At 70.4% G+C, this 24896-nt stretch carries 17 protein-coding genes; 11 read left to right on the plus strand and 6 right to left on the minus strand.

The features are described 5' to 3' along the window. From HNV26_RS37865 to HNV26_RS06295, 3 genes are all read right to left on the minus strand, one after another. Positions 1-183, minus strand: a 183-nt coding sequence (locus HNV26_RS37865; protein ID WP_216611860.1) for a helix-turn-helix domain-containing protein, incomplete at its 3' end; no start/stop codon positions are given. A 64-nt stretch (positions 184-247) separates the two neighbouring features. Further along, the gene (locus HNV26_RS06290; RefSeq protein WP_171445344.1) at positions 248-4984 is read right to left on the minus strand and encodes a translocation/assembly module TamB; all 4737 of its coding nucleotides are present in this window, start codon (positions 4982-4984) and stop codon (positions 248-250) included. Continuing rightward, on the minus strand, positions 4981-7128 hold the full coding sequence (locus HNV26_RS06295) for a BamA/TamA family outer membrane protein (RefSeq protein ID WP_171445345.1): 2148 nt from the start codon (positions 7126-7128) through the stop codon (positions 4981-4983). Before HNV26_RS06295 ends, HNV26_RS06290 begins: the two co-directional genes overlap by 4 nt. 156 nt (positions 7129-7284) lie before the next feature. Between HNV26_RS06295 and HNV26_RS06300 the strand changes: the two genes are divergently transcribed. After that, positions 7285-7596: a hypothetical protein gene (locus HNV26_RS06300; protein ID WP_090488432.1), complete on the plus strand. Its 312-nt coding sequence runs from the start codon at positions 7285-7287 to the stop codon at positions 7594-7596. Between the two features lie 54 nt (positions 7597-7650). On the opposite strand, the gene HNV26_RS06305 is transcribed toward HNV26_RS06300, so the two are convergent. Then, positions 7651-9201, minus strand: coding sequence for a 4-alpha-glucanotransferase (locus HNV26_RS06305; RefSeq protein WP_171445346.1), 1551 nt, complete (start codon positions 9199-9201; stop codon positions 7651-7653). Positions 9202-9308: 107 nt separating this feature from the next. On the opposite strand from HNV26_RS06305, the gene HNV26_RS06310 reads away from it, so the two are divergent. The 6 genes from HNV26_RS06310 to HNV26_RS06335 all read left to right on the plus strand — a co-directional run bounded on the left by HNV26_RS06310 (position 9309) and on the right by HNV26_RS06335 (position 14901). Further along, positions 9309-9893, plus strand: coding sequence for a DNA-3-methyladenine glycosylase (locus HNV26_RS06310; protein WP_171452777.1), 585 nt, complete (start codon positions 9309-9311; stop codon positions 9891-9893). A gap of 35 nt (positions 9894-9928) precedes the next feature. Further along, complete coding sequence (locus HNV26_RS06315; protein ID WP_171445522.1) at positions 9929-10543, plus strand: RNA polymerase sigma factor; 615 nt, start codon at positions 9929-9931, stop codon at positions 10541-10543. Then, positions 10540-10848 carry an anti-sigma factor family protein gene (locus HNV26_RS06320; RefSeq protein ID WP_316564470.1) on the plus strand — a complete coding sequence of 103 codons (309 nt, stop codon included), beginning with the start codon at positions 10540-10542 and terminating at the stop codon, positions 10846-10848. The genes HNV26_RS06315 and HNV26_RS06320 overlap by 4 nt, the downstream gene beginning before the upstream one ends. After that, positions 10845-11921 carry a radical SAM protein gene (locus HNV26_RS06325; RefSeq protein WP_171445523.1) on the plus strand — a complete coding sequence of 359 codons (1077 nt, stop codon included), beginning with the start codon at positions 10845-10847 and terminating at the stop codon, positions 11919-11921. The genes HNV26_RS06320 and HNV26_RS06325 overlap by 4 nt, the downstream gene beginning before the upstream one ends. A gap of 125 nt (positions 11922-12046) precedes the next feature. Beyond that, complete coding sequence (locus HNV26_RS06330) at positions 12047-12667, plus strand: DedA family protein (RefSeq protein ID WP_171445524.1); 621 nt, start codon at positions 12047-12049, stop codon at positions 12665-12667. Between the two features lie 104 nt (positions 12668-12771). After that, on the plus strand, positions 12772-14901 hold the full coding sequence (locus tag HNV26_RS06335; protein WP_366816776.1) for a hypothetical protein: 2130 nt from the start codon (positions 12772-12774) through the stop codon (positions 14899-14901). A gap of 36 nt (positions 14902-14937) precedes the next feature. Here the strand turns inward: HNV26_RS06335 and HNV26_RS06340 are convergent, their stop codons facing one another. Further along, on the minus strand, positions 14938-18084 hold the full coding sequence (locus tag HNV26_RS06340) for an ABC transporter substrate-binding protein (protein WP_171441025.1): 3147 nt from the start codon (positions 18082-18084) through the stop codon (positions 14938-14940). A gap of 62 nt (positions 18085-18146) precedes the next feature. Between HNV26_RS06340 and HNV26_RS06345 the strand changes: the two genes are divergently transcribed. After that, entirely contained in the window at positions 18147-19172 is a 1026-nt protein-coding gene (locus tag HNV26_RS06345; protein WP_171441026.1) for a lasso peptide biosynthesis protein, read from the plus strand. 9 nt (positions 19173-19181) lie between these two features. Here HNV26_RS06345 and HNV26_RS06350 read toward each other — a convergent pair whose 3' ends face one another. After that, on the minus strand, positions 19182-20207 hold the full coding sequence (locus HNV26_RS06350; RefSeq protein WP_171441027.1) for an arginine N-succinyltransferase: 1026 nt from the start codon (positions 20205-20207) through the stop codon (positions 19182-19184). A gap of 256 nt (positions 20208-20463) precedes the next feature. Here HNV26_RS06350 and HNV26_RS06355 point away from each other — a divergent pair, with 256 nt between their 5' ends. The 3 genes from HNV26_RS06355 (at position 20464) to HNV26_RS06365 (ending at position 24811) form a co-directional block, all read left to right on the plus strand. After that, complete coding sequence (locus tag HNV26_RS06355) at positions 20464-21567, plus strand: heparin lyase I family protein (protein WP_171441072.1); 1104 nt, start codon at positions 20464-20466, stop codon at positions 21565-21567. 749 nt (positions 21568-22316) lie between these two features. Further along, positions 22317-22913, plus strand: coding sequence for a hypothetical protein (locus HNV26_RS06360; protein WP_253816286.1), 597 nt, complete (start codon positions 22317-22319; stop codon positions 22911-22913). A gap of 302 nt (positions 22914-23215) precedes the next feature. Beyond that, entirely contained in the window at positions 23216-24811 is a 1596-nt protein-coding gene (locus HNV26_RS06365; RefSeq protein ID WP_171441028.1) for a serine hydrolase domain-containing protein, read from the plus strand. Positions 24812-24896 lie beyond the last annotated feature (85 nt).

The following is a 24896-nucleotide window of genomic DNA, read 5'->3' on the forward strand; positions in this document are numbered from 1 at the left end:
GCGAGGGGCCCCGCCCCCATGGGGGCGCGCACAAACGCTGCCGGTTACCTCGAAGCGCGCGATGTAACGACGCACCGTGGCATAACCAAGCATGAAGCGACGGGCGATGGCACTCTTGCCCTCGCCCCCTTGCCAAGCTGCGATGACACGCTCGCGCAGGTCGAGCGAATGCGTACCGGACATAGCAGGCGATACCTCCTCACTCCGTCAACACCCTCCGCCTGCTCCCTTCATCCGCACCCCGCTATCAGTACTGGTTGGTCCAGATGAGGTCCAACCCGCCCGAGCGCGCGTCGCCGTACTGGCCTTCCAGGCTCCAGCGCGTGCCCAACTGGTACTCGAAGCGCACCGCGTTGGCGTTCTCTCCCTGCTGGAGGTTGGCGCCCACGCGGCCGGTGTAGCCGACGTAGATTTTGTCCGTCACGTAGGTGCCGACTTCCAGCTTGGTGCCCGCGATGCCGGAGTCCCCCGCCTCGATGGAGACCACGTCCAGGGGCAGCTTCGCGGCCAGGGCCTTGCGGGCCTCGTTGGCCACCAGTGAGCCCACCACGGACGCGGCCTGCGCGCTGGCGTTCATGGAGGCACCGGAGCTGCGCTCCAGCGTGCGCCGGCCCGTCGCCAGCAGCGTGTAGATTTCCGACTCCGGCAGCGGCGGGTCACTGGTGGGCTTGAGCGTGATTTCCCGCCCCTGGCCCCGGATGGTGACGAACACGGTGACCTTGGCGCTGTCGTTGCGGTGCTCGGCGGTGACGTTGATGTACGGCGCCAGGGCCGGGCCGGTGAAGCGCACCTGGCTGTCGCGCTGGATGTCGAAGCGGCGGCCGAGCACGTCCACGCGTCCGCGCAGCACGCGCACCTCACCGAACAGGCGCGCCACGTCCGTGTATTCGACGCGGAAGTCCTCCGACAGCCCCAGCTCCGCGTTGATGTCGGAGCCCTTCACCCAGAGGTTGCGGGGCGCATTCACATTCACCCAGAACACAATGCGTGGCGTGGCCGTCTCCTCCGCGTCTTCCGCCGCCACACCCTCCGCTGGGGCCGCGCCTTCCACGGGGGTCCCGTCGGGGTTCGCCGGGGGCTGTGCCTGGGCTGCTTCCTTGCGCTTCTTGCGGTCCAGCGGCTCTCCGTTGCGTACCAGCACCACGTCACCGGGCCGCTCCAGCGACTGCAGGTCCTTGCGCTTGGCTTCCGGCAGCTCGATGGTGGCCTCGGGGATGGTGACGTTGCGCAGGTTGACCAGCCGCTGGGACAGCGTGCCCTCCACCTTCGCGCGCAGGCTCACCAGCGCCATGAGCTGGTCGTCGACGATGATGGGGAAGTTGCGCATCACCAGCGGCGGGGCGGACGTCCCGGGGCTGGACAGCTCGTACTCGTTCCGGGCGTTGAGCACCGCGGTCAGCGGCGAGTTGAGGTGCAGCGAGCCGTTGCCGGCCTTGGCCGACAGCGTCGTGACGGCGATGGATTCGCGGCTGGCCTTCAGGGCGAGCTGGATGTCGCGGTACTCGCCCAGGCCCATCAGCCCCAGCTTGCCGTCCTTCCACTCCACGCTGCCGTTGATGCGGGGCGCGCCCAGCGTGCCGGCGACGCTGGCGTCCGCCTGGAGCACGCCGCCGATGCTGCGCAGCATCTCCACCGTGCCGGACAGGAAGGCCGGGTTGAAGTTGCGCGCCTTGAGCGCGACCTCCACCGGCGCGTTGTCTGTCTGGAGTCCCCGGTTGAGCGCGGGCAGTGACACGTCCAGGCCCAGGCCTCCGTTCACCAGCAGGGTGCCGCCGCCCGGCTCGGTGAGCAGCAGGTCAAAGCGAGAGCGGGTGTCCCTGTACGTGTAGTTCAGGCGCACCTGGCCCAGCCCCGCGTTGCCCACGCCCAGGTCCTGCACGCCGGCGGTGAGCTCCATCTGCGGCGTGTCGAGCGTGCCCCGCGCGCCCAGCTCCATGGCCAGCACGCCCTGGATACCCTGGGGCCGGCTGCCCTGCGGTGGCGGCGCGCCCTCCGCCACGGGCGACGGCGGGGTGGCCAGGCCGGGAAGCTCCTGCAACGGCACCGGGCCCACGCGGCCGGTGATGTCGAAGGGGATGTGGCCGTAGACCTCGCGGTCCTGGAGCGCGCCCAGCGGGGCCTCCAGCGTGGCCGTCAGCTGCGCCAGCGGTCCGTCCTGGCGCTGCGCGTTCAGCGTGAGCTTCACGTCCTTGTCGCCGCCCACGACGCTGAGCTGCCCGTTCATGGGCGGCAGCCCGTTCATCGTCACCGCGTTGGCCTGCACGCGCAGCGTCGCGTGGGGCACCAGGACCGAGCCCTCGAAGTCCAGGTGCGCCGTCACCGTGCCGCCTGGCTGCTGCACGCCGCTCATTCCCTCGAACAGGGTGAGGGGCAGCTGCGTCACGCGGGCCTCTACGCCCAGCGTCGTCGCCAGGAGCTCATCGGGCGTGGGCGGCTTCGCCATCAGCCCGCCCACCGTGAAGGGCGTCCGCAGGGCCAGGTACGTCTGCGAGCCCAGGCCCTCCACGTCCAGGCGCGCATCCAGCGTCTGGTCCTCGCGGTCGGACGCGGCGCGCAGTTGGAAGGCCAGCGGCTCGGGCAGCGAGAAGCCCGGCGGCGGCGTCTGGTAGCGCACGCCCTGCCCGCGGAGGGTGAAGTCCAGCAGGGGCTCACGCGCGGGGCCTTCCACGGTCAGCGTGCCGGCCAGCCGGCCGCTGGCGCTCTGGGGCTGGCCCGCGAGCTTCATGACGCCGGCGATGTCCAGGTCCTCCAGATTCAGGCGCACGGACATCGCGTCGCGTCGGCGCTTGAGCACGCCCTGCACTGGCACGTCGAACTCGGCGGCGAGCCGCGCCACGGGCAGGCTGGCCGCCAGCGTCCCGGTGGCGCGGTCCTTCACGTAGCGCGCCTTCAGCTTCGCCTGGAGCCCCTCGTAGCCGCGCGCGCTGCCGTCTTCCAGCCGCAGGTCGGTCTCCGCGTCGGGGCGCGCCATCGTCCCGCTGACGGCGGCGTGGCCTGTCAGCCTGCCGCCCAGGCCCAGCGACTCCGGGACGAAGGCCCTGGGCAGCCGCGACAAGTCGAACGCGCCCAGTTCCACGCGCGCGTTGACGCGCTGGCCGCGCATCGCGCCCTGCAGCGACAACGTCTGCCCCTCCGACGCGAGCCGCAGCGGGGGCGCCACCTCGACGTTGCCTCCGCCGAAGCCCAGGTGCGTGGGCGCCTGGAGCGTCCAGGTGGCCTCCGGCCAGAACAGCGCCAGCTGCCGGATGGCCAGCCCCTGGCGATTTCCGTCCACCAGTCCACTGAGCGTGAGCCCCAGCTCCGCGTCTCCCGCCACGCGCACGCTGGCCTCCAGCGCACGCTCCTGCGTGGCCAGCGTGACGGCGACGTCGCGCAAGTCCCGTCCGCCCGCCTTCAGCCGGGACACCACCAGCGTGGCGTTGGACGTGAGGGGGTGGCTGACGTCCGGCATCTCCAGCTTCAGGGATACGTCCTGCGCCGCCACGTCGCCGTACCGCAGCGCCGCGAAGCCACCGTCGACCTTCACGGCGGGCGTGCGCAGCGGGCCCTTCACGGAGAAGTCCAACGCGCCGTTGCCCGCCATGGGGGCCACCACGCCCGGCATCAGCTTGGACAGCATCTGCGAGAGCAGGGCGAGGTTGCCGGCGGTGAGGCCGCCTTCCAGGTTCACCGACTCCGCGGTGCCGTCTCCCTTGGCCTGCAGGGCCACGCCCGGCGCGAGCATCCGCAGCCGCATCAGCGAATACCGGCCCTCCTTCGCGCTGGCCTCCAGCTCCACCGGCCCCAGCGGCTGGCCCAGGTATCGGGAGGGGGACACGGTGAGCTTCACCTCGCCCTCCATCGACTCCAGGCTCGTGCCTCCGCCCTTCGCGTCCAGGTCCGCGGCGATGCGCGTCTTGGGGCCCTGCGTCAGCAGCTCCGACAGGTCCACGTCGCGCGCCTTCACGGACAGGCCGTCGGTGCGCATCCGCTCCAAATCCATGCCGCCCTTCACGGACACGGAGGCGCTGGCGGCCTTCGCGGTGACGTCCACCCGCGCCGCGTCGCCGTCCAGTCCGGCGGAGCCCTCCGCGGACACCGGCACCCGCAACGGCCAGGTGGGCACGAAGGCCCGCAGCAGGTCGGGCGGCGCGGACAGGCGTCGCAGCTCCAGTCCTGCTTGGAGCGGGCCCTCCGGCGCGCCCGGCGGCGTCTCTGGAGGGAGCTTCGCGCGGCCGCTGGCGTCCAGCTCCAGCCCCGCGGCCTCCAGGTCGACATCGCCTTCGAAGGCGCCCTCTTCGCCGCGGGCCTTCAGCGCCAGCCGCACGGGCCCGGCCACGGGACGGGCGAGGCGCGCGGTGGCGTCCAGGTTCGCGCCCACGCCCTGCGTCGCGGCGGCGTAGCGGGCCGAGCCCCGGGCATCCAGGTCCTCCAGCCGCACCTGCCGCTCACCGCCTTCGGGCAACGCCTGCCGGAAGTCGACGTAGCCGTCCTCGAGTACGAGCTCGTGCAAGTCCAGCGTCAGCGAGCCGCGGCCCTTGGAGGGCTCTTCCGGGCTGGGCGTGCGGGGCTCCAACGCGCGCGTCAGGTTCAGTCCTCGCTCGTCCTGGGCCAGATACAGGCGCGGACGCTCGAGGCGCGCGGAGGGGAGGTTCACGTGCTGGCGCACCAGCCCCGCCAGCCGCGCGCGCACGTCCACCCGGGCGATCTCCGCCACCAGCTCGCCTTCGGGGTCATACAGCTTCACGTCCTCGAGGATGACGCCGCTCAGGGACAGGTCCAGGCGCCCCAGCTCCAGCCGGCCGGAGAGCTGCTCATGGGCCAGCGCGAGCCCCTTCTGGACGAGCCAGGTCTCTCCGCGCGACGTCGTGACGAAGACGAGCAGGCCCGCGACGACGAGCGCGATGAGGCCCACGAGGCCCAGCAGGCCCCACAGCACGCGGCGGCCCCAGCGCGCGGGCCGGCGGGGTGGGGGAGGCGCGGCGCTCGGGGCGGATTCCGTCAAAACGCCTCTCCAATCGACAGGTGCAGCGCGCACAGCCCGTCCGGAGCACCCGCGAACGCTCCGCTGGGCGTCGTCGGGCCCGTGGGCCTCCACCGGCTTCCGATGCCGAAGCAGCCTCCGGCTTCGGGATAGATGTATCCCGGGGTGGAGACGGGCAATCCCCCGCCAATGTTCAACCGCCGGGCGATGTCCAGCCGGACGGGCCCGACGACCGTCAGATACCGCAGGCCCATGCCCACGGCGTGGTAGTGCTGGGGGCCGAAGAGCTTGGGCCGGTTCGCGTGGGAGAAGTCCTCGATGCCCACCAGGCCCGTGTCATAGAAGGCCGCCACCATCAGGCTCTCCGTGAACTGGTAGCGCATCTCCACCGAGGTCTCGAAGAGGCTGTTGCCTCCCACGGGGACGGTGTCCCATTCCTCGTCCTGGACGACATCCGGGGTGCCGTCGCCGTCCACGTCCGCCGTGCGTTGCAGGGCGGCCAGGGGTGACAGGCGCTGGCCGTTGAAGCCGCGCATGAACGTGCCGCCGCCCGAGAAGAAGCGGGTGACGATGGAGCTCTGGCCGCCGCCCGCGGGGTTCAGCGTGCCCGCGCGCACCTTCGCCGCCAGGATGAACCGCTTGTCCTCGCCGAACGAACGGTAGACGCGCAGGTCGGGCAGCAGGCGGACGTAGTTGAAGTCTCCCATGAGGGGCGTGCCCCCGCCCTTCTGGACGGAGAGGGAGATGTAGTAGCCGTCGCGCGGCTCGACGACGTCATCGCGCCGGTCCCAGGTGAAGGCCAGCTCCAGGAAGCTGAGCGCCACGTTGCACTGCGCCTGGCCCTCGCCGCAGCCCAGGACGATGGGCGGAACGCGGGAGTCGGCGCTGACGCGGCCGCTGAGCCGGTACATCTGGAGGTTGTACGACGGGAAGATGGAGAAGTCGGGGTGCGGCTGCCAGATGACACCCGTCTGGAGCCTGCCGCCCCAGAAGTCATAGGCCTGCTCCAGGCCCTTCTCCACGCTGAGCGAGTTCTGCGCCCGCAGGTCCCTGAAGAGGAAGCGGGGCTGCTCATACTCGGCGGTGACGTCGAAGACGGGACCGTCCTTGTTGAAGTCGAGGACGTTGGGGATGAAGGCGTAGCCCAGCCGGCCGCGGACGGTGAAGCGGCGCAGGCCGCCGCCGAAGTTGCGGTGGGTCCACTCGCCCACCGCGCGGACCTCCTGCCGGGCCGCGTCCACGCCCAGGCCGCCGCCCAGCCGCACGGAGCGGAAGGGCGCCTCGCGCACGTCCACCACCACCGGCACCGTGCCGGACTCGCGGTCCGGCGCGCCGCGGTTCACCTTCACCGCGCCGAACACGCCCATGCGGAACACGCGCGCCTGCGCGTTGGCCAGCGCCGTCTCGCTGTACCAGTCCCCCTTCTTCAACGCGCCCGTCACCTGCTCGATGATGCGGCGCGGAGGCACCTGGGGATTGGCGTCCGTGGCGACGAAGGTGTTGCCGAAGCGGTAGCGAATGCCGGGCCGGGTGCGCAATTCCACCACCGCCTGCCTCGTGTCCACGTCCACCCGGACCTCGCCGTCGACTTCGGCCTCGGCGTAGGCCAGCTCGCGCAGCCGCTCCTGGACGCGGACCTTCGCTTCCTCCCAGGACGCTTCCTTGAAGACGTCGCCTTCGCGCAGGGGCAGTCCGTCCAACACGTACTTGCGGTGCTCCTCGCGCACGTCCTCCGGCAGGGTGTCCAGGCCCGTCACCTGGATTTCGCTGATGTGGGTGGGTTCGCCCTCCTGCACGCGGATGTCGATGGCGACCTTGTCGTCACCGGCCGGCTTGACCTCGGCGTCGGTGACCTTCGCCTGGTAGAAGCCCTGGGCCTGGTAGTACCGCTCGATGCGGCGCAGGTCCGCCTGCCACGCGTTGGCGTCGAAGTAGCTGGGGCCGCCAAAGGGCCAGAAGCCCCAGAAGGGCGTGGCGGTGGTGAGGATGCGGTCCTTGATGGCGCCCTCGCTCACCTGGTCCGTGCCCTGGATTTCCAGGTCGGTGACCTTGGGCCCGGAGGGGGGCGGCGCGTTCGTGGTGGCGCAGGCCGCGGTGAGCAGCAGCGCGAGCGGAGTGGCAAGGCGGAGGTATCTGTGCAGGTCGGCGGCCACGGGGTGTTTCATAGCTGGAAGGCTCGCGGCCCCAACACTTCTTCCGTCCAGGATGGCAATGCTTTGTCGCATACCGGGACGTCAGGGCAAACCCCAGTGTCCGGTGTCGCGGAAGGGCGCCTCGCGAAGACGTGCAAGCCGCGCCCGCCTGGCCCAAGATGGGGGGCCATGGCCCAGTCCCGGCGAATCAGAAGCCTGGTGTTCTCCGTGCTCGCGGTGTGCGCGTCCTCGTGTGGTGTCTCCGAGGACGAAGCGGTGCGCCCCAAGGAGGGCGAGAGCTTGTCGGACGCGCCCTACTGCGGCTCGTTCGGCTGCGTGAACCCGTACCAGTTCTGCGCGGAGATCTTCCTGGAGTTCGGCCGCTCGCCGCCCATCTGCGTCTTCGACGACATCTGCGAGCGGCTGGAGTGCGCCAACTCCAACCGCACCTGCGCCCTGTTCGACGGCTTCCCGGCCCAGGTGAAGTGCATCAAGCCGTGAGGCCATCGCGGCCGCGCGTGTCCGCCCACGTGGGGGCCCCGGGCGGACGGTGTCTCAGCGCCGCGCGGACGCGGTGAGCCAGGCCAGGCGTTCAGCGGCCTCGCGCGTGCGCGAATCGGTGAGCAGGTCGCTCACGTTCTGCTCGATGCGGTAGGCCCAGTTCGAATCGCTCATGGAGCCGGGCAGGTTGATGCGGTCCCGGGTGCCGAGCACGTCCTGCCAGGGCAACACGCACAGGTCGCTGTTGGCGTTGAGCGCCGAGGCCAGCATGGCCCGGTGCACGTCGGGGGTGAACTCGCGGGTGATGGCCACGCCGTTGAGCTCCGGCCATGCGCGCGCCGCCGCATGCCGCTCGTGGTCGCCCGCGCCCTCCCACCACTCGGCCACCGTGTCCGTGTCATGCGTGCCGGTGGTGACCAGGGACACCGCCGGGAACTGGCGCGGGTCGCGGTAGTGATTGTCGTCGCGCTCCCAGCGCATCACCCGGTAGCCGGGCAGCTTGAGCTCCGCGAGGATGTGGCGCACGAAGTGCGGAATCACGCCCAGGTCCTCGGCGACGATGCCGGCGCCCTCGGACAGCAGGCGGAAGGTCTTCTCGCCCAGGCGGCGGTGGCTCTCCTCGTCCGGCGGGATGAAGCGCCCGGTGGGCGTCTGCGCGTCGCGAATCCACTGCCGGAAGTACCCCACCGCGTGGTCCACGCGGCGCAAGTCGTAGTAGCTGGCCGCCTTCTTCGCGCGCGTCCTCAGCCACGCGAAGTCGTCCTTCTCCATGGCCACCAGGTCGAAGTAGGGCAGGCCCCAGTCCTGGCCCGTGGCGGAGAAGTCATCCGGAGGCACGCCCAGGCGGGCGTCGCGCCGCAGGATGTCCGGGTGCGCCCACACGTCCGCGCTGTCCTGGCCGATGATGAACGGCTCGTCGCCGCACAGGAGGACATCCTTGGCGTGGGCCTGCGTCCGCACCTCGTTCCACTGCTGCTCGGCCACCCACTGGAGCCAGGCGTGGTAGCGCACGCGGCGCTCCAGCTCCCGGCCCTTCTGGGCCAGGGCCTCGGGTTGACGGGTGCGCAGCGGCTCCGGCCACTCCCACCACGGGCGGCGCTCCTCCTGCTCGCTGATGGCGGTGAAGAGCGCGTAGCTCTCCAGCCACTCGCCCTGGGCGTCGCGCCACTGGCGGAAGGCCTTCGCCCGTTCGGACTGAGGTGCCCAGTGCTGGGCTTCGAAGACGTCGAAGGCGCGCGCGAAGGCGGTGTCCTTGAGGGGGAAGACCAGGTCGTAGCGCACGCGCGGCGCCGAGCGCGCCTCGGCCAGCTGGGCGCGCTGCGCGTCGGACAGGGCCGCCTCGCCGCCAGCCGCGATGAACTCCGGCAGCCGCTGCAGGTCGATGAAGAGGGGATTGAGGCCGAAGGCCGAGCGCGTCGCGTAGGGGCTCGAGTCGCCCGGCGCGGTGGGCAGCAGCGGCAGCACCATCAGCATCCGCTGGCGGGCGGCCTTCATCCAGGTGAACAGTCCCTCCAGGGCACCGAAGTCACCGATGCCGAAGTCGGTCTGCGAGCGGAGGGAGAAGAGCGGGAGCAAGAGACCGGAGAGCCGGCCAGGGGTGGACATGGTGCGATGCAATCTGCCCCAGCCCCGCGCTGGTGGGAACTGCGGACGCTCTCCGAGTGTGTCTGGGTTCTTCGCCTTCCGGACGGAAGGGCCGTTAACATCCAGGTGTGAACTGGTTGCCGGAGACTTTCTACGCCCGTCCCGCGCTGGTGGTCGCCCGAGAGCTGCTCGGCGCCTTGCTGGCGGTGGAGGAGGGCGGGCGGCGCCGGGTGGGCCGCATCGTGGAGACGGAGGCCTATATTGGCGAGCACGACCTGGCGTGCCACGCGGCCAAGGGGCTCACTCCTCGTACCGAGGTCATGTTCGGACCGGCCGGCGTGGCGTACGTCTATCTGATTTATGGCATGCACCACTGTTTCAACGTGGTGACGGATGCCGCGGGGGTCGGCGCGGCGGTGCTGGTGCGGGCGGTGGAGCCGGTGGAGGGCCTGCCTCCGGGGGTGCGCACGGACGGGCCGGGCCGCCTGTGCAAGGCGCTGGGCCTCACCCGGGCGCACAACCGGCGGGGCCTGTGCACGCCCGCGCTGCACCTGCGACCCGGGACGCCTGTTCCCGAGTCAGCCGTGTCCCGGGGGCCCCGGATTGGCGTGGATTACGCCGGGACCTGGGCCGCCGAACCCTTCCGGTTGTGGGTCCGGGACAGTCAACATGTCAGCAAGGGGCCGCCACCGGGACGCCGCAAGCCCGCTTGACGGCGGGCTTCCTGGCTGGTTGGGTGCTCCCCGCCATGTCCGACGAGGCCGTCATGGGAGAGGACCGTCAGCTCCTCTCTCGCGCACAGGATGGGGATGTTTCCGCCTTCGAGGCCCTGGTGGATGCCCACCGGGACAAGGTGTATGGCCTGGCGCTCCGGATGACCCGTTCGGAGGCCGACGCGGCCGAAATCACCCAGGACACCTTCCTGTCCGCCTACCAACACCTGAAGGATTTCCGGGGGGATGCGGCCTTCGGTTCCTGGGTGCACCGCATCGCCGCCAACCATGCGCTCATGCGCCTGCGCCACCGCCGCGTGGCCCAGGCAGCCGAGCAGGAGCTCCAGGGCCCGGAGTTCACCGAGCGGGGCTCCCTGGCGGATTATCCCCAGACGGATTGGAGCCGGGACGCCGAGGAGAAGGCCCTGGACGCCGAGCTGGGCTCCGCCATCCAGCAAGCCTCGGACCGCCTGCCCGAGGGGTATCGGGAGGTCTTCCTCTTGAAAGACGTGGAGGGCCTCAGTTACGAACAGATTGCAGAGGCGACGGGGGACTCCATCCCCGCCATCAAGAGCCGGTTGCACCGGGCACGGCTCGCGCTCCGTGAAGCCATCGACGCTTTCTACAACCGGGATAGCCGCGAGTTGTGAAACGCGACGAAGCGCTCGGCATCATCGAGAGGAACGAGGGCGCGCCGCAGCCAGCCGAGGTTCGGATGTACAACTGCAAAGATTCCATCAACCTCCTGCTGCAATTCCTCGACGGAGAGATGTCTCCCGAGGACACACAGCACCTACGTGAGCACCTGCGCGGGTGCAGTCCCTGTGTGGACTTCCTGCGCACCTACCGGGCCACTCCCGGACTGTGCAAGAAGGCGCTGGCGGCGAAGATGCCGAAGGAAGTCTCCGACAAGCTCACCGAGTTCCTTCGCTCCAAGATCAAGTCCGCCTCGTGAACCTGAAGTCATTGTCGTTGCAGGAGTTGGAGGCCGCGCTCGCGCCGCTCTCCCCGTCGCCCGTCGCCGTCCGCAAGGTGTTCGCGGCCGTCTTCGCCCACGGTGCGCAGTCCGTGGAGGATGTCGCTTCGGCCCGCCAGGTGCCGCGCCGCGTGGGAGAGCACCTGCGTGCACACGCGGAGATGCCGAAGCTGGCAATCGTCGAGCGCCGCCGCGCGGACGACGGCTTCGTGAAGTACCTCTTCGACTCGCCGCTGGGCGGACGTATCGAAGCGGTCCGCATCCCCATCTTCGATGAGAAGTACGTCATCTGCGTCTCCAGCCAGGTGGGCTGTGCGCTGGCGTGCGACTTCTGCATGACGGGGAAGTTGGGCTTCAAAAGGAACCTCCAGACCTGGGAGATATTGGACCAGGTGCTCCAGATCCGAGAGGAGGCGGACCGGCCCGTGCGCGGCGTCGTCTTCATGGGGATGGGGGAGCCGCTCCTCAACTACAAGGAGACGCTGCGGGCCGCGGACATCCTGCGGCACCCCGCGGGGTTCTCCATCGCGGGCGAGGCGATTACCTTCTCCACGGCGGGCCATGTGCCGGCCATCCGCCGCTACGTGCGCGAAGGGCACCCGTACCGGCTGGCCTTCTCCGTGACGAGCGCCATCGCGGAGAAGCGCGCGAAGGTGCTGCCGATTGAGAAGACGCACCCGCTGCCGGAGCTCATCGCCGCCATCCGTGAGTACAGCGAGGTGCGGCGCGAGCGGGCGATGATCGCCTATGTCGCCATCAGCGGCTTCAACATGGGCCGCGAGGACGCCGAGGCGCTGAAGGCCGCCTTCGAGGGCATCCGCATCAAGGTGGACCTCATCGACGTGACGGACCCCACCGGGAAGTACCTGCCGCCCACGCCCGAGGAGCTGAGCGCGTTCCGCGACCACCTCCAGATTCTCAAGTCGCCGGTGGCGCGTCGGTACTCCGGTGGCAAGGAGATTGGCGCGGCGTGTGGCACGCTGGCGGCCACGCAGTACGGCGGCACGGTGATGCCGCGGCCCGCCGAGGCGCCTCCCTCCACGACGCCATGACGCGGGCCCCCCGTGGGCCCCGGGGATGTTCACCGCTGGCGGGGTCAGGGCGGAAGCACCTTTCGCGTTGGCGGCTTCCGACCTAAATCCGACGGAGCACGGCTCGCCGGAGGTCGCACGCGCGGATGGTGGAATTCATCGACCAGCTCATCTCGGCCCTGGGGCCCCTGGGCCTGCTCGTGCTGGGGCTGGCGGCGATGCTGGAGTACGTCGTGCCGCCCTTTCCCGGAGACACCATCACCCTGCTGGGGGGCGTGTACGCGGTGCGTGGTTCGCAGCCGTGGATGCTCGTCTTCCTGGTGGTGACGGTGGGCAGCGTTGCGGGCGCGGCCATCAACTACGCGGTGGGGCACTGGCTGGCGAAGCGCTTCGACGCCCACCCCGAGCGCAGCTTCTTCGGCATCACCCATGTGCGGCTGGAGCAGGTCCAGGCGCGCATGCGCGTGAATGGGCCGTGGCTGCTGCTGGTGAATCGTTTCCTGCCGGGCATCCGGGGGCTCATCTTCGTCGCCGCGGGCGCCTCTCGCATGCCGCGCTTCAACGCGCTGGCGCTGGGCGCGGTGTCCGCCATGGCACATACCGGGCTGGTGCTGGGGCTGGGCGCGGCGGTGGGCGGCAATCTGGAGCGGCTGACGGCGCTCGTCACCCGGTACCAGTACGCGGTGGTGGGGCTGGTCGTCATTGGCGCCATTGGCGTGGGCGTCCGGATGTTGGCCCGGCGCCGTGCCCCCGCGCCGGGGCCTTGAGTTCGTCTCAGGACGGCGCCTTGGCGTTGCATTGCAGGGGCGCGCGGCCCCGCGCTTGAGTCGCGGACATGCATCCGCGGGCGTGTTCCTGGAGTCCAGTGTTGGTGGCGCTCGTGCTCGCCGTGGGCGGGTGCCAGTCGGGGGACTCCGGGACGGGAAGCTCGCGTCAGGGGTTCCGGCCTCGGGATTCGGTGGTGGACTTCGGCCGTGTGCTGGAGGGGACGCAGGCGCGCCGCGCGGTGGCGGTGCTGGCCACGGGCCGGATGGGTCTGACGGTGGCGGCAGCCGTGGAGGCGCCCTTCGCCGTGGTGACGTCCGAGGTGAGCATCGCTGGCGGCGGCGCGACCGAAGTGGAGGTCGTCTTCACCGCGGGGCATGGGCCATCGGAAGGGACGCTGCTGCTGTCTGGCGCGGGGTTGACGGAGTCCGTTCGCCTCACGGGCCTGGGCATCCGGCCCACGCCGTGTCCGGAGCGCCCCTGCTTCGACTCCCGCTTCGACGTGGCATCGGGGACGTGCGTGGAGACGCCGCTGGAGGAAGGCGCCGCGTGCGCGCCGGAGAGCCGCTGTCAGGTGGATGGCCGCTGCCAGGCGAGCGTCTGCGTGGGCCACCCGAGGACGTGTGATGACAACAACCCGTGCACGGTGGATGCGTGTTCGCCTTCACGGGGGTGTGTGACGTCGCGGGTGGCGTGCCCCGCGCCGCAGAATCCCTGCAAGGTGGGGTTGTGCGACCGGGACGAGGGCTGCACGGCGGTGGACGCCGACGACTTCAGTCCTTGCGGCCCAGCGGATTGTCAGACGGCGCGTCTGTGCTTCAGCGGCGCATGCCGGGAGGTGACGCCACCCGAGGGCTTCGTCTGCGCGCCCGCTACCGCCTGTCAGGGTGAAGGGACGTGCCAGGGCGGCGTGTGTCAGCGGCCGGACCCTGTCGAGCTCGCGCCGGAGCTCAGCCTGGAGCTGGAAGGTGTGCCGACGGAGGCGGACGGTGGGACGGTGTTGCTCGTCTCGGAGGACGCTCTCTACACCTCCGTGTGTGGCGGGGACGCGGGCTGCCAGTTGGTCGCGTACACCCGCTCTGGGCTGCTGCGGTACGCGTCTTCGTACCCGGATGGGGGCGCGCGGACGCTGCTGGCCGCGTCGGATGCGGGCGTGGTGGTCCAGGCGCCAGAGGGGCTCGAGGCCTATGCGCCGCGCGGCTCCGGTGCGCGCCTGTGGCAGGCGTCGTGGGCGTCGCTAGGGGCGGGCGAGGGCCTGCCGTTGGGGGGCTCCGTCGCGAGCCACATCGCCCTCACGCACGAGGAGGACGTCCTCGCGTACGTCGCGTGGCGGGCCGTGCCGGATGCCGGCGGCGTGGATGATGGCGGCACCTCGCCCGAATCCGCGAGGCTCGTCTGGCTGTCGGGACGCGAGGACGCTGGCGTGTTGCTGGGTGCGTCACAGGTCGAAGCCTGGCGAGGGGAGGCGCGGCTGGGGCTGGACGTGCTGGGGACAACCTATCTCTACACGGTGGATGGACGGCTGGCGCGGGTGGAGGTGTCGCCAGGAGTGGCGGAGGGCGGTGGGGGGGCGGCGTTGAAGTTGAGCGCGCTGCTGGATGGCGGTGTCCCGGAGGGAGGTGCGTCACTGGCCATCGCGGGTGGGCGGCTGCTGGTGGGAGCGCGAGCCTTTGTGCCGGAGGATGGCGGCGTGCCCGTCCTGCTCTCCGAAGGGGACGGTGGCGCCGGCGTGCGGGTGCCCATCGCGGAGCCGGCGCTCCTGTCCCCGGCTGGCCAGCCGGGCCAGCTCTTCGCACGGGCATGTGCGCGCACGGACGGCGTTCCCTGCACGGCGCGGGAGGAGCGTGTCGTGCTTCGCGCCGTGGACCCGGAGTCCGGACACGTGGTGTGGGAGGTGGATGCGCTTCCGGATGAGGTGGCACCGGGCACGGTGTACGAAGCCGCGCTGCTTCAAGGGGGCGCGGTGGCGGTGCTCGCGGACGCCGAACTGCCGGAGGGCCCGCAGGCCTGGATACAGTTCTTTGCTCGAGGGGCCCGAGTCGGCAGTTGCCCGCTTCCCAGCCGCCCGCGGGTGGCGGGGGCCGCGTTCCTGGGGCAGCACCTGTATGTCGTCTTGAGCCGCGATGGCGTGTGGCGGCTGGAGTCGTACGGCCTGGGGCGGGACTTCACGACGGAAGACCGCGGCTGGCCGCAGCGCCATGGCGGACCCTCGCGGATGAGAATCGAATCTCCGTGATGCCGGCGTCGCGCGCCACCCGTGCCTTGGGCTGTCTCAGGTGGAGGCGTTCGGGTCGACCCAGAGGTCGTCGAAGCGCACCTGGGGCGGCGTCTGGTGCAGCCGCAGGCTTTGGACCGCGGGGGTCGCGGCCGCGTGGGCGCGGTCGTGGTACAGCGGGATGAGGGGGCAGTCCTCCTGGAAGAGCTGCTCCGCGCGCAGATAGAGCTGACGGCGCAGCTCCGGGTCGATGGAGACGCGGGCCTCGGCGGTGAGGCGGTCCAGCTCCGGGTTCCGGTAGCCCATGGGGAACACCGTCTGGGCGTTGGAGTGGAGGAGGAAGTGCAGGAAGGTGTCCGGGTCCGGGTAGTCGGCCAGCCAGCGGTTGCGGAAGGCGGGGAGGCGGCCCTCGGTCACCTGGGTCGTGTATTCCTCGAGCGACATCTCCACATAGCGCAGCTCCAGCAGCCCGGCCTGGAGCAGCGGGCGGAAGAGCACCGCGTCCTCCGCGGAGTGGTCATTGCCGGTGGGACGGTGGAGCGTCAGCCGCAGCCTGCGCAGGCCTGCCTCTCGCAGCAACCGCTCGGCGAGGGCCACGTCCGGGACGGGCGCCGGTCCCATGTCCGCGTCATCCAGCAGCTCGGGCGGGGTCAGCGAGCGAGCCACGCGCGCGCCGGGGTGGAACTGGCTCACCATGGCCGGGATGTCCATGCCCGCGCGGAGTGCGCGCCGGACTCTCACGTCGTCGAAGGGCGCCTCCCGGTGGTTGAGCACCACGAAGGCCGTGGAGGGCGTGGTGCTCGCGGCGAGCTGGAAGGCCTCCAGGCCGGGCAGCTCCACATGCTCCGTGTCGAGGAATGACACGAGGTCCACCGCCCCCTGGCGCAGCAGCGTCACCGCTTCCTTGCGAGAGCCGGCGAGCAGGAACTCCAGCCGGTCCACCATCGGTACGCCCGAGCGCCAGTAAGAGGGGTTCCGCTCCAGCACCACGTGCTCGGGTTCCAGGGCGAGGAGCCGGAACGGCCCGGTGCCCACCAGCCGCCCGTTGGCGTCCGTCCGGGCCACCGCGGTGGCGGTGAGCGCCATCAATTGGAGGAAGAACGCCTTGGGCTCGCGGAGGCGAACCTCCAGCGTGTGGTCGTCCAGCACCTCCAGGCCGGACACGTCGCGCGCCATGCCAGCGGCGTACTCCGGCGCGCCCTCCACGTCTTCCAAGAGGCTCCGGTCGGGCGAGCGGAGCGCCGGGTCCAGCAGCCGCTCCAGGTGGCGCTTCACGTCGTTCGCCGTCAGCAGCGCGCCGTCGTGGAAGGTGACGCCACGGCGCAGATAGAAGCGGTAGCGGCGCGCGGAGGGGTCTGCGTCCCAGCGCTCGGCCAGGTCGGGCTCCAGCCCGCCGTCCTCTCTGCGCACCAGCGTGGAGAACACGCACGCGGTGAGCTCGGAGACCTGGTTCTCCACGCTGAAGAGCGGGTCCACCGCCTGGCGGTTCCGCAGCGACGCGGCCTGGTGCATGCCCACGCGCAGCGTCCCGCCGGAGTGCGGCGTGGGGAGCTTGAAGTGGTACACTTCCGCTTCCAGGCCCTCGGCTTCGTGGCCCAGTTGGTCCACCGTTCGCGTCAGCCCGTCGCCGATGCGGATGACCCGGCGTGCGTCCTCGCGCACCTGGGCGACTTCCTCGCGGATGGAGGCGTCTGCCTTGGTGAGCACCACGTTGGCGGTGCGCAGCTCCTCCAGGGCGGCGCTCAGCCGCACCACCGACTCGGAGAGGTCGCGTCCGGTGCGCGCCTGGGCCTCCGCCTTCTGCGAGGCGCCCTGGCCCACGCGGGCCATCTCCTGCGTCTGGCGCAGCAGCTCGCGCGCGTGGCCGGACTGTTCGATGGCCATGCGCGTGACGTTCTCCACCCGCAGGGCCACGCGGCGGCTGGCCTCCACGACCGTGGCCCCCTGCGCCTCCAGCCGTTGCGTCTCCGCCACCGTGGCTTCCACGGCGGTGAAGGTGCGCTGGGTGATGGTGCGAATCTCCACCAGGGCCTCGGCGGCACGGTCGCCCAGGGCCACGCCGGCGGTGGCTCGCTCGCGGCCCTCCTGCACCAGCGCCACCGCCGTCTGCACGGCGTCGCGCACGCCCGCCACCATGGCGCCGATTTCGCGGGTGGAGCGCGTGGTGCGCTCGGCCAGGTTGCGAATCTCGTTGGCCACCACGCCGAAGGGCCGCCCCTGCACGCCCGCCTGGGCGGCGATGATGGCGGCATTGAGGGCCAGCAGGTTGGTCTGGTCCGCAATCTCCTGGATGACGTCGACGATGCGGCCGATTTCCGTCGAGCGCGTGCCCAGCATCTCCATCAGCTCGGCGGCCTTTCGGACCGTCTCCTCCACCCGGTACATGCCCTTGACGCTGTCGCCCACCAGCACCTCGCCGCGCTCGGCGGTGGCCGTCACGGCGATGGCCAACTGGTTCGTCTCGTTGGCGCGGCGGCGCACGGAGTCGATGCCGCCTTCCACGGCGGCGACGAAGTCCTCGGCCTCGCTGGCGAAGCGGCCCAGCTCGTCACCAGACGCGGCGATGTTGGCCATCCGTTCGGCCATGGCCTGCATCAGCGACGTGGTGTTGTGGGCGAAGGTGTTGACCTGGGCCAGCGAGTCCACCACCTGCTCCAGCCGCTCCGTCATCTCCAGCAGCGCGCCGGTGGTGTCGACGGCGAAGACCTCCAGTTGGTGCACCCGCTTGCCCGCCACCTGGAGGCTGCCGCCCATGCCGCTGACGGCCTCCAGCGTGCGCTCCACCGCGCCGCCCTGCCGCCGCGCGGCCTCCAGCAGCATCCGGGCCTGCCCGCTCACGTCCGTGCTGGTGCGGTGCAGGTTGGCCGTCACCCGCTGCACCTGCGCCAGGGCGCGCCGCAGGGACAGGATGAGGCGGCGCACGTCCTCGTGGCCTTCATAGCGCGGCCCCACCGTGGTGGTGAGGTCGCCCTCCGCCAGCCGCGCCATCACCTGCCGGCGCACCCGCCGCCGCTGCGCCGCCCAGCGGAACCACGCGAGGTAGCCCCCCGCGAGATAGAGCGCGGGCGTGGCGAGCAACACCACCGCCCAGGTGGCATTCGGAAGCGGGCCTCCGGACACGGCTCGCAGCATCCCCCCCAGGAGGAGCGCGGAGACCAGCCCTGCCGCCAGGCCGAACGTGAACAGGTACCGTTTGGCGCCCATGAAGGAGTGGAACGCTACTCCGCCTTCTCGCGCCGGTCCTCAAAACGCCCCACACTGGGGCCGTGGCCACCCTGCTTGCCCTGCTGCTGCTGACGCTCCCGGTAAAGCCAGAGAATCCTGTTGGCGCTGGCGCGCCACCCGCGCCCCAGGCGGATTCCACGCGTTACGTCTTCGCCTGGCGCGGCGTTCCGGTGGGCACGGTGACGCTGACGCTGGAGCCGGGCCGGTTTACCTACGTCAGCCAGCACCTGCACACCCGCGCCGGAAAGGCGGGAGCGCGCCGCCGGGAGCAGGCCCTGGCGGTGGATGCCCAGGGGCGGGTGCGTGGCTCGCCGGCGGTGCCGCAGGCGCTGTGGCTCTGGAAGGGCGTGCCCGCCGAGGGGTGTGTCGTGGGGCGGGAGGAGCTGACGGGCCGCGAGGGCCCGCACTGCGTCACCCGGGTGGAGGACCGGCGCGTGGAGGGAACGTTGTTGGGGACGGCCTTCCAGGCCCGCTATGGGGCGGACGGCCGGATGGAGGCGCTGGAGGTGGGCGACTCGCGCTTCACCGAGGCCGCGCCTGGGGAGCGGCTGCGCGCGCCTCCCGAGCTCTTCGCGGACGGACTGCCCGTGGAGGGGGCCCGGGGCGCGCTGTCGCTGGAGCCGCCGCTCGCCGTTCCCGCGCGGCTCGCGGGGCTGACGCCGTGGAGGGCGGCGGCGGCGCGGGCGCTGGCGGCCGAGGTCCACGCGGCCTTCCCGGAGAAGACGCCCGGCGGCGCGGACTGGAGCGAGGACGGCGAGGGCGAGGCGGGCGGGTGTCTGGCGCACGCGCTGCGCTTCGCGGCGGGGGCCCGTGCGCGAGGCGTGAAGGTGGCGCTGGTGCACGGGCTGCTGGTGGTGGACGGCGGGCCAGCGCGCCCCCACGCCTGGGTGCGCGTGGCGCTGGCGAAGGGCGGGACGTTGGATTTGGACCCGACGTCCCTGGACGAGGTGTCACCGCATACGCACCTGCCCATCGCCCTGGCGGAGGCGCAGGGCCCCGCGCTGGAGGCGGGGGCCCGCTGGCTGTCGCTGCTGCGCGGGGCGCACCGGGTGGTGCGCCGGCCGTGAGGCAGCGGGCTATTCGAAGGGGATGATGGACACCTTCGCGCCGGCCTGGATGTCCAGGACCTCCTTGGCTCGCGCGGGCAGGAAGGCCTGGGTGTTCTCCAGCCGGGCCTGGCAGCGCACGGCGCGGAAGCGGTTGCGGCCGGAGTCACTCTCCGCCGCGACGAGGACGTCATCCCCCTCCAGGTCGAAGTCCCCCTCCCCCACCTTGAGCGTGCGGAACTTGCGCACCAGGGAGATGTCGGCGGTGTTGGCCTCGAAGTGGGGACCGCCGTCGAACGGGTCGATGCGCTCCATGTACTTGAAGCCGATGCGCTCCAGCATGCGTTGCACGCCGCGCGTCTGCGGGCCCACCTCGCCCAGCACCTTCTGCACGCGCGCGGGGAAGAGCGACGCGTAGATGTCCGAGGCGGGGAAGAGCTCCTTGATGAACTCCTTGTTCTGCCGGCTGAGGCGGTCCGCCTCCTGGTAGGTGAGGCCGGTGAACTTCTTGCCGCAGGCCTCCCACAAGAGGCTGCGGCCGTCCGGCAGCAGCGGCGGCAGCAGCTCCGCCAGCACGCGGGGGCGGAAGAGCCGCCGGTGCATGGCGATGAAGAGGAAGCGCCCGTAGGACAGCTGCTTGCCGGGCTTGTCCGGCGTGGCGCGGTAGGGCGGGTCCACGACGAGGCCGCCCACCTCGGTGGGGCCCTCGTAGTTGTAGGCGATGGAGAGGACCTTGTGGCGAAGGTGACGGGAGAGGGACGCGGAGTAGTGCTCGCGCTCGCTCACCTCGTAATAGATGTGCGGAGCCTCATAGGTGCCGTGCTGCGCGATGATCATCGACGTGCCGATGATGAGGCTGTTTCGCACGTCCTCCAGCACGAAGAGGTACTCGCGCTCGAAGGGGTTCTTCACCTTGCCCGCGAAGCTCTTCACCGACGTGTCCACGATGGCCGACAGCGTTTCCTCGTTGTTCGGCAGGTTCACCGTGTTCAGCACGGCCGCGAGCCTTTTCAGCCCGGGCAGGTCGGTCTTCTGGACGTCACGCAGGACAAGCATGGGGACACTCGGGGCGCCCCCGGAACGGAGCGCCGGAAAGTGCGGACTATACCCCACACCTGCCGCCAGTCAGCCTGAAGGTTGGCCGGCGTGTTGATGACGCGACGTGTTGCTGCCGGCTTGCCAGGACGCCCGGAGTGTGTCAGCCGCCCTGCGCTCGACGTGAAACATGGCGTGAAACATCCAAGGCCTTGCATGCCCGCCTGCCCACTTGCCGGCCCAGCGGGAAGGATTTCGCGGGGGAATGAAGCAAGGAATGGTTTGCGATACGGTGTGCTGGTTGTTGCATTCCAAACCTTTGCGAGGATGTATTTTGAGAGCCTTTGTCCCCGGATGGCTTGTGATGTGGTGCGTCCCCGGGCTCGCCATGGCTGGCGTCGTGTGGCGGGGGGACTTCGAGACGGGAGACCGCTCGCAGTACTCCCGCGCGCAGATGGTGAACGCGGACCGGCTGCAGGTGGTGACGTCCCCCGTGGCCGAGGGCAAATACGCGCTGAAGGCGACGGTGCACCAGGGCGACGACCCCATCAACGCCAGCGGGAATCGCAACGAGCTGGTCTACATCAGCAACGAGCCGGTGGGCTCGGAGTACTACTACCGCTGGAAGGTGATGTTCGCGAACGACTTCCCCAGCGTGGACACCTGGCAGCTCTTCACCCAGTGGCACCACGACGGCTGCTGTGGTTCGCCGCCGGTGGAGTTCTACGTGAAGGGGGAGGAAATCCGGCTGTCGCTCCCTGGCACCAATGAGATTCCGTGGCGCACGAAGCTCACCCGAGGCGTGTGGCACGAGTTCATCCTGCACGCGAAGTGGTCATCCGACCCGAAGGTGGGCTTCGTCGAGCTGTGGCACAACAAGGAGCTGGTGCTGCCCAAGCGCGGCGCGATGACGATGTACTCGGGGCAGCGGAACTACCTGAAGCTCGGCCTCTACCGGAGCGACACCGTGAAGCCGGTGGGCGTCGTCTACCATGATGGTTTCATCCAGGCGACGGCGCTGTCGGACGTGCTGGAGCCGGAGCCCATGGATGCGGGGACGCCGATGGACGCCGGCTCGCCGGTGGATGCGGGCTCGCCCATGGACGCGGGCTCACCCGAGGATGCGGGCAGCGTGGACCCGGACCCTGTCGACGCGGGTGGGGCAGAGGAGCCAGGGCCGCGGCCGGAGGCGGACGCGGGGACGCCTGCCTGGGACGCGGGCACGGAGCCTGGGCCGAACGTGCCCCCGCCCGGAGGCATCTCCTCGGATGAGGGCGTCGCTGCACAGTCGGGGTGCAGCAGCACCGGTGGCCCCGTGGCGGCCTTCGCGCTGCTGGGGCTGATGGGGCTGGCGGGTTACCGCCGTCGCCGCAGGAGCTGAGCCTCTCGGGGCGCGCGGGCCCCGGGCTCACGCGCCATCGTGGGGAAAAGTGAGGGACGCGGCGCGCTCCTCGTGTCCGGAGCGCTCGCACCCACGGGCGAGGTCGGCTCGTCCGGGAAGGTTCGTCCGGCCCTGAAGTGGCGCGGCGCTCTCGGTCGAGCCATGGACCCGACGTGATACGTCTCATGCCTCGCCGTGTCGATGCCGGGGCGGCCGGTGGAGCGCTACTCCAGGCGTGAAATCCAACGTCATTTCTGACGGACTCGGAGTGCGCCTGACGTGTCAGCAGCGCTCCGTGCCGCTCCTCTGCTCGTGAGCAGCAAGGCCAATGACCTGACAGGTCTGAAAGGGGCCCCTCGGGTGCGGACTCGCCCGTCACGGCCCGTTCCGTGGCGCTCCCTGGCCTGGCTGTGGGAGGTGGCGACCTGATGCGGCGGGTCCAGGTATCCACACGATTCCATGTGCTGCGGCTGGAATGGAGGCGGGTTGTGTCTTGGATTGGGGTGGGCTCAAGCGTTCGGGAGCAATGAATTGCATGAAGGGCATGGCGTGCCGGTGGTTGGCGCTGACGCGTCAGTCGCAGGGTGCAATTCCAGGCTCGATGCGAGCTTCAGAGGAAGCGAGGGCTGGGTAATCGATGGCATGTGCGTTGCTTTGGTGGGCGTCAGGCAGGATGAACCTCTTGCCGTGAACCCGATGTGAGGGTTCATCAACGACACACGACAGCCATACGAAGGGATTGGTTTGACATGGTAAAGATCAGCTTCCTGATTGATTCCACCAAGCTTCCCAAGGGGGGCTCCTCCGTCAGTACCGCGGTCGCGGTTACCCATCCGCCGTTCCTCCTGAACGACAAGACCCATCCGAACCAAAGTGACCCCGACTATGCGGTGCCCGTCCCGAGTGGGGAGAGCGTCCGCATCTACATCCAAGAGGCGAACTACGGCTCGACCGTGGGGCTCGCGCCCAATGGCATCATCGTGCATGCGTTCAACAACGCGCCGGTCTCGGACGCGCTCATGAATGACGCCACGAAGCGGCCCATCGACATCCCCAACTTCGATCTGGATCTGGGCCCGATTCCGGACTTCATCGGTTACGTCGGCGATAGCCCGAAGTGGACCCAGACGCCTCCCTCCTGGAGCAACTGGCCCAACGAGCCGCTCATCGACCAGGAGCTCCGGGCGAGCTGGACGCCCACCTTCGTTCCGTACGTCACGTTCAATGCCAGCAAGCTCGTGAGCGGTTTGCTCGAGTACGGAGTGGTGTTCGCGCTGACGAAGGACGGGGCGAACGTCCAGTACTTCTACTTCGACCCCTTCCTCAAGATCGGTTCGTCGAGCTGATAATCCCTTCAGCGCACGCGCGCCCCCCGCAAGCCGGTTGCTGTTGATGACGCTGGACTTGCACGACGCCGCGCGGAAAGCCACCGCTGCCGTCCGGGCCTCGATGGAACCCGGGCGGCCAGCGGCGGCCCCGCGCCATCTGATGGCGCGGGCGCTCGAGTGGGGGCGCATGCCTCGTCCCTCTCCGGCCTGGCACCAGTGCCCTCGCAGGGGGTTGATGTCGCTTCGTCGTGGCGCGCGGACCATGCAATATCGGCGCTTCCGGTGCGTAGTTCGAGCAGGTCCTCCCCCGGGGAACGCCCATGCGACACAGTCTCTACCTCCCGCTCTGTACCTTGCTGGCCTGTGCCCACACGCAACCCGTGGCCGCGCCCGCTTCGTCTCCAGCCCCTGCCGTGCAGTCGGCGCCAGCAGACCCCGAGTCCCAGCTCCGCGAGGCGTTGCAGCGGGCTGGCAGGGCGATGGAGGCCGGGCGTTTCGACGCCGCGCTCTCGGAGATGCAGCGGCTGTGGGAGGGGGGCCGCCAGACGGACGAAGTGGCATGGTTCGCCGCCTACGCCTCGCTGGGGACGGGCGACGACGCCGCGGCCTTCCAGTGGCTGGAGCGCGCCGTCGAGCGGGGGATGGGCTCGCCGGGCGACCTGCTGCACGACAAGTCCCTGGAGCCGTTGCGGCGGATGCCGGGCTACGACGCGCTGGTGGCGCGGGCGCGAGAGAACGCGTTGAAGGCGCGCGCCGAGGGCAACGTTGGGGCAGGGCTGGAGCAGGCGACGCCCGCCGAGGCGGGGCTGTCGGAGCCGGCGCTCGCGGCCTTCGTGAAGGCGGCCGAAGAATCGGGCTCGTCGGCCCTGGTGGTGCTCCGCCACGGCAAGTTGGTGGGGGAGTGGTACTTCGGCGGCGAGACGCAGCGCATCGAGTCCATGTCCGCCACCAAGGGCGTGGTGGCGCTGGCCATCGGTCTGCTCATCGACGACGGCCGCATTCCCTCCGTCGACGCGCCTGTCTCCACCTTCTTCCCGGAGTGGAAGGACGGCCTCAAGGGGAAGGTCACCTTGCGGCACCTGCTCAGCCACACCTCGGGGCTGGCAGCGAACGCCAGCGCGATGGACATCTACCAGTCGCCGGACTTTGTCCGCTACGCGCTGGAAAGCCACGTGGTGGACGCTCCGGGCAGCCGGTTCTTCTACAACAACAAGGCCACCAACCTGCTGGCGGGCGTGGTGGAGCGCGCCTCGGGCGAGAAGCTGGACGCGTACCTGATGCGCCGCCTCTTCGAGCCGCTCGGCATCCGTGATGTGTTCTGGCAGAAGGACCCGTCTGGCAACCCGCTGGGCATGTCCGGCCTGCGCCTGCACCCCGTGGACTTCGCCAAGGTGGGCCAGTTGATGCTCCAGCGGGGCGTCTGGCAGGGGCAGCGCATCCTGAGCGAAGCGTGGATTCGTGAGTGCACCGCCGCGTCGTCTCAGCCCCACAATCCGGCGGCGGGGCTGCTGTGGTGGCTCGTGTATGAGAAGTCCTTCCGGGTGCTCGGCCAGGACATGGTGGACGAGGCGCGCCGCAACGGGATGCCGGAGGCGACGCTGGCGCGCCTGCGGGACATGGTGGGGCAGCCGATTCCATCGGGTGACTTCATGCGGCGCCTCTCCGAGCGGCTGGGAGGGATGAAGGGCGTGATGGCGCTCATGGAGAAGAGCGCTCGCGTGCCCCTGCGTACGCAGGTGGAGGGGGCGCCGAAGGCCTACTCCGCGCGAGGCTCCTACGGTCAGCTCCTGTTGGTGGCGCCGGAGCAGGGCCTGGTCGTGGTGCGCATGGCGGTGCCGGACGGACGGGTGCCCGAGGACGTCATGGAGTTCTCCGCCTTCAATGAGCTGGCCCTGTCGCTGGTACCTCCGTCCTGACGGCACCCGGGGCCGGGCGGTGTGCCCGCCCGCTTGCCCGCCCGTGTGCTTGCGCGGGCGGGCCTGTGGCATAAAGCCCGTCCTG

It is taken from the genome of Myxococcus xanthus (genome assembly GCF_013116825.1).
In the GTDB taxonomy this organism is placed as follows: Bacteria; Myxococcota; Myxococcia; order Myxococcales; family Myxococcaceae; genus Myxococcus; species Myxococcus xanthus_B.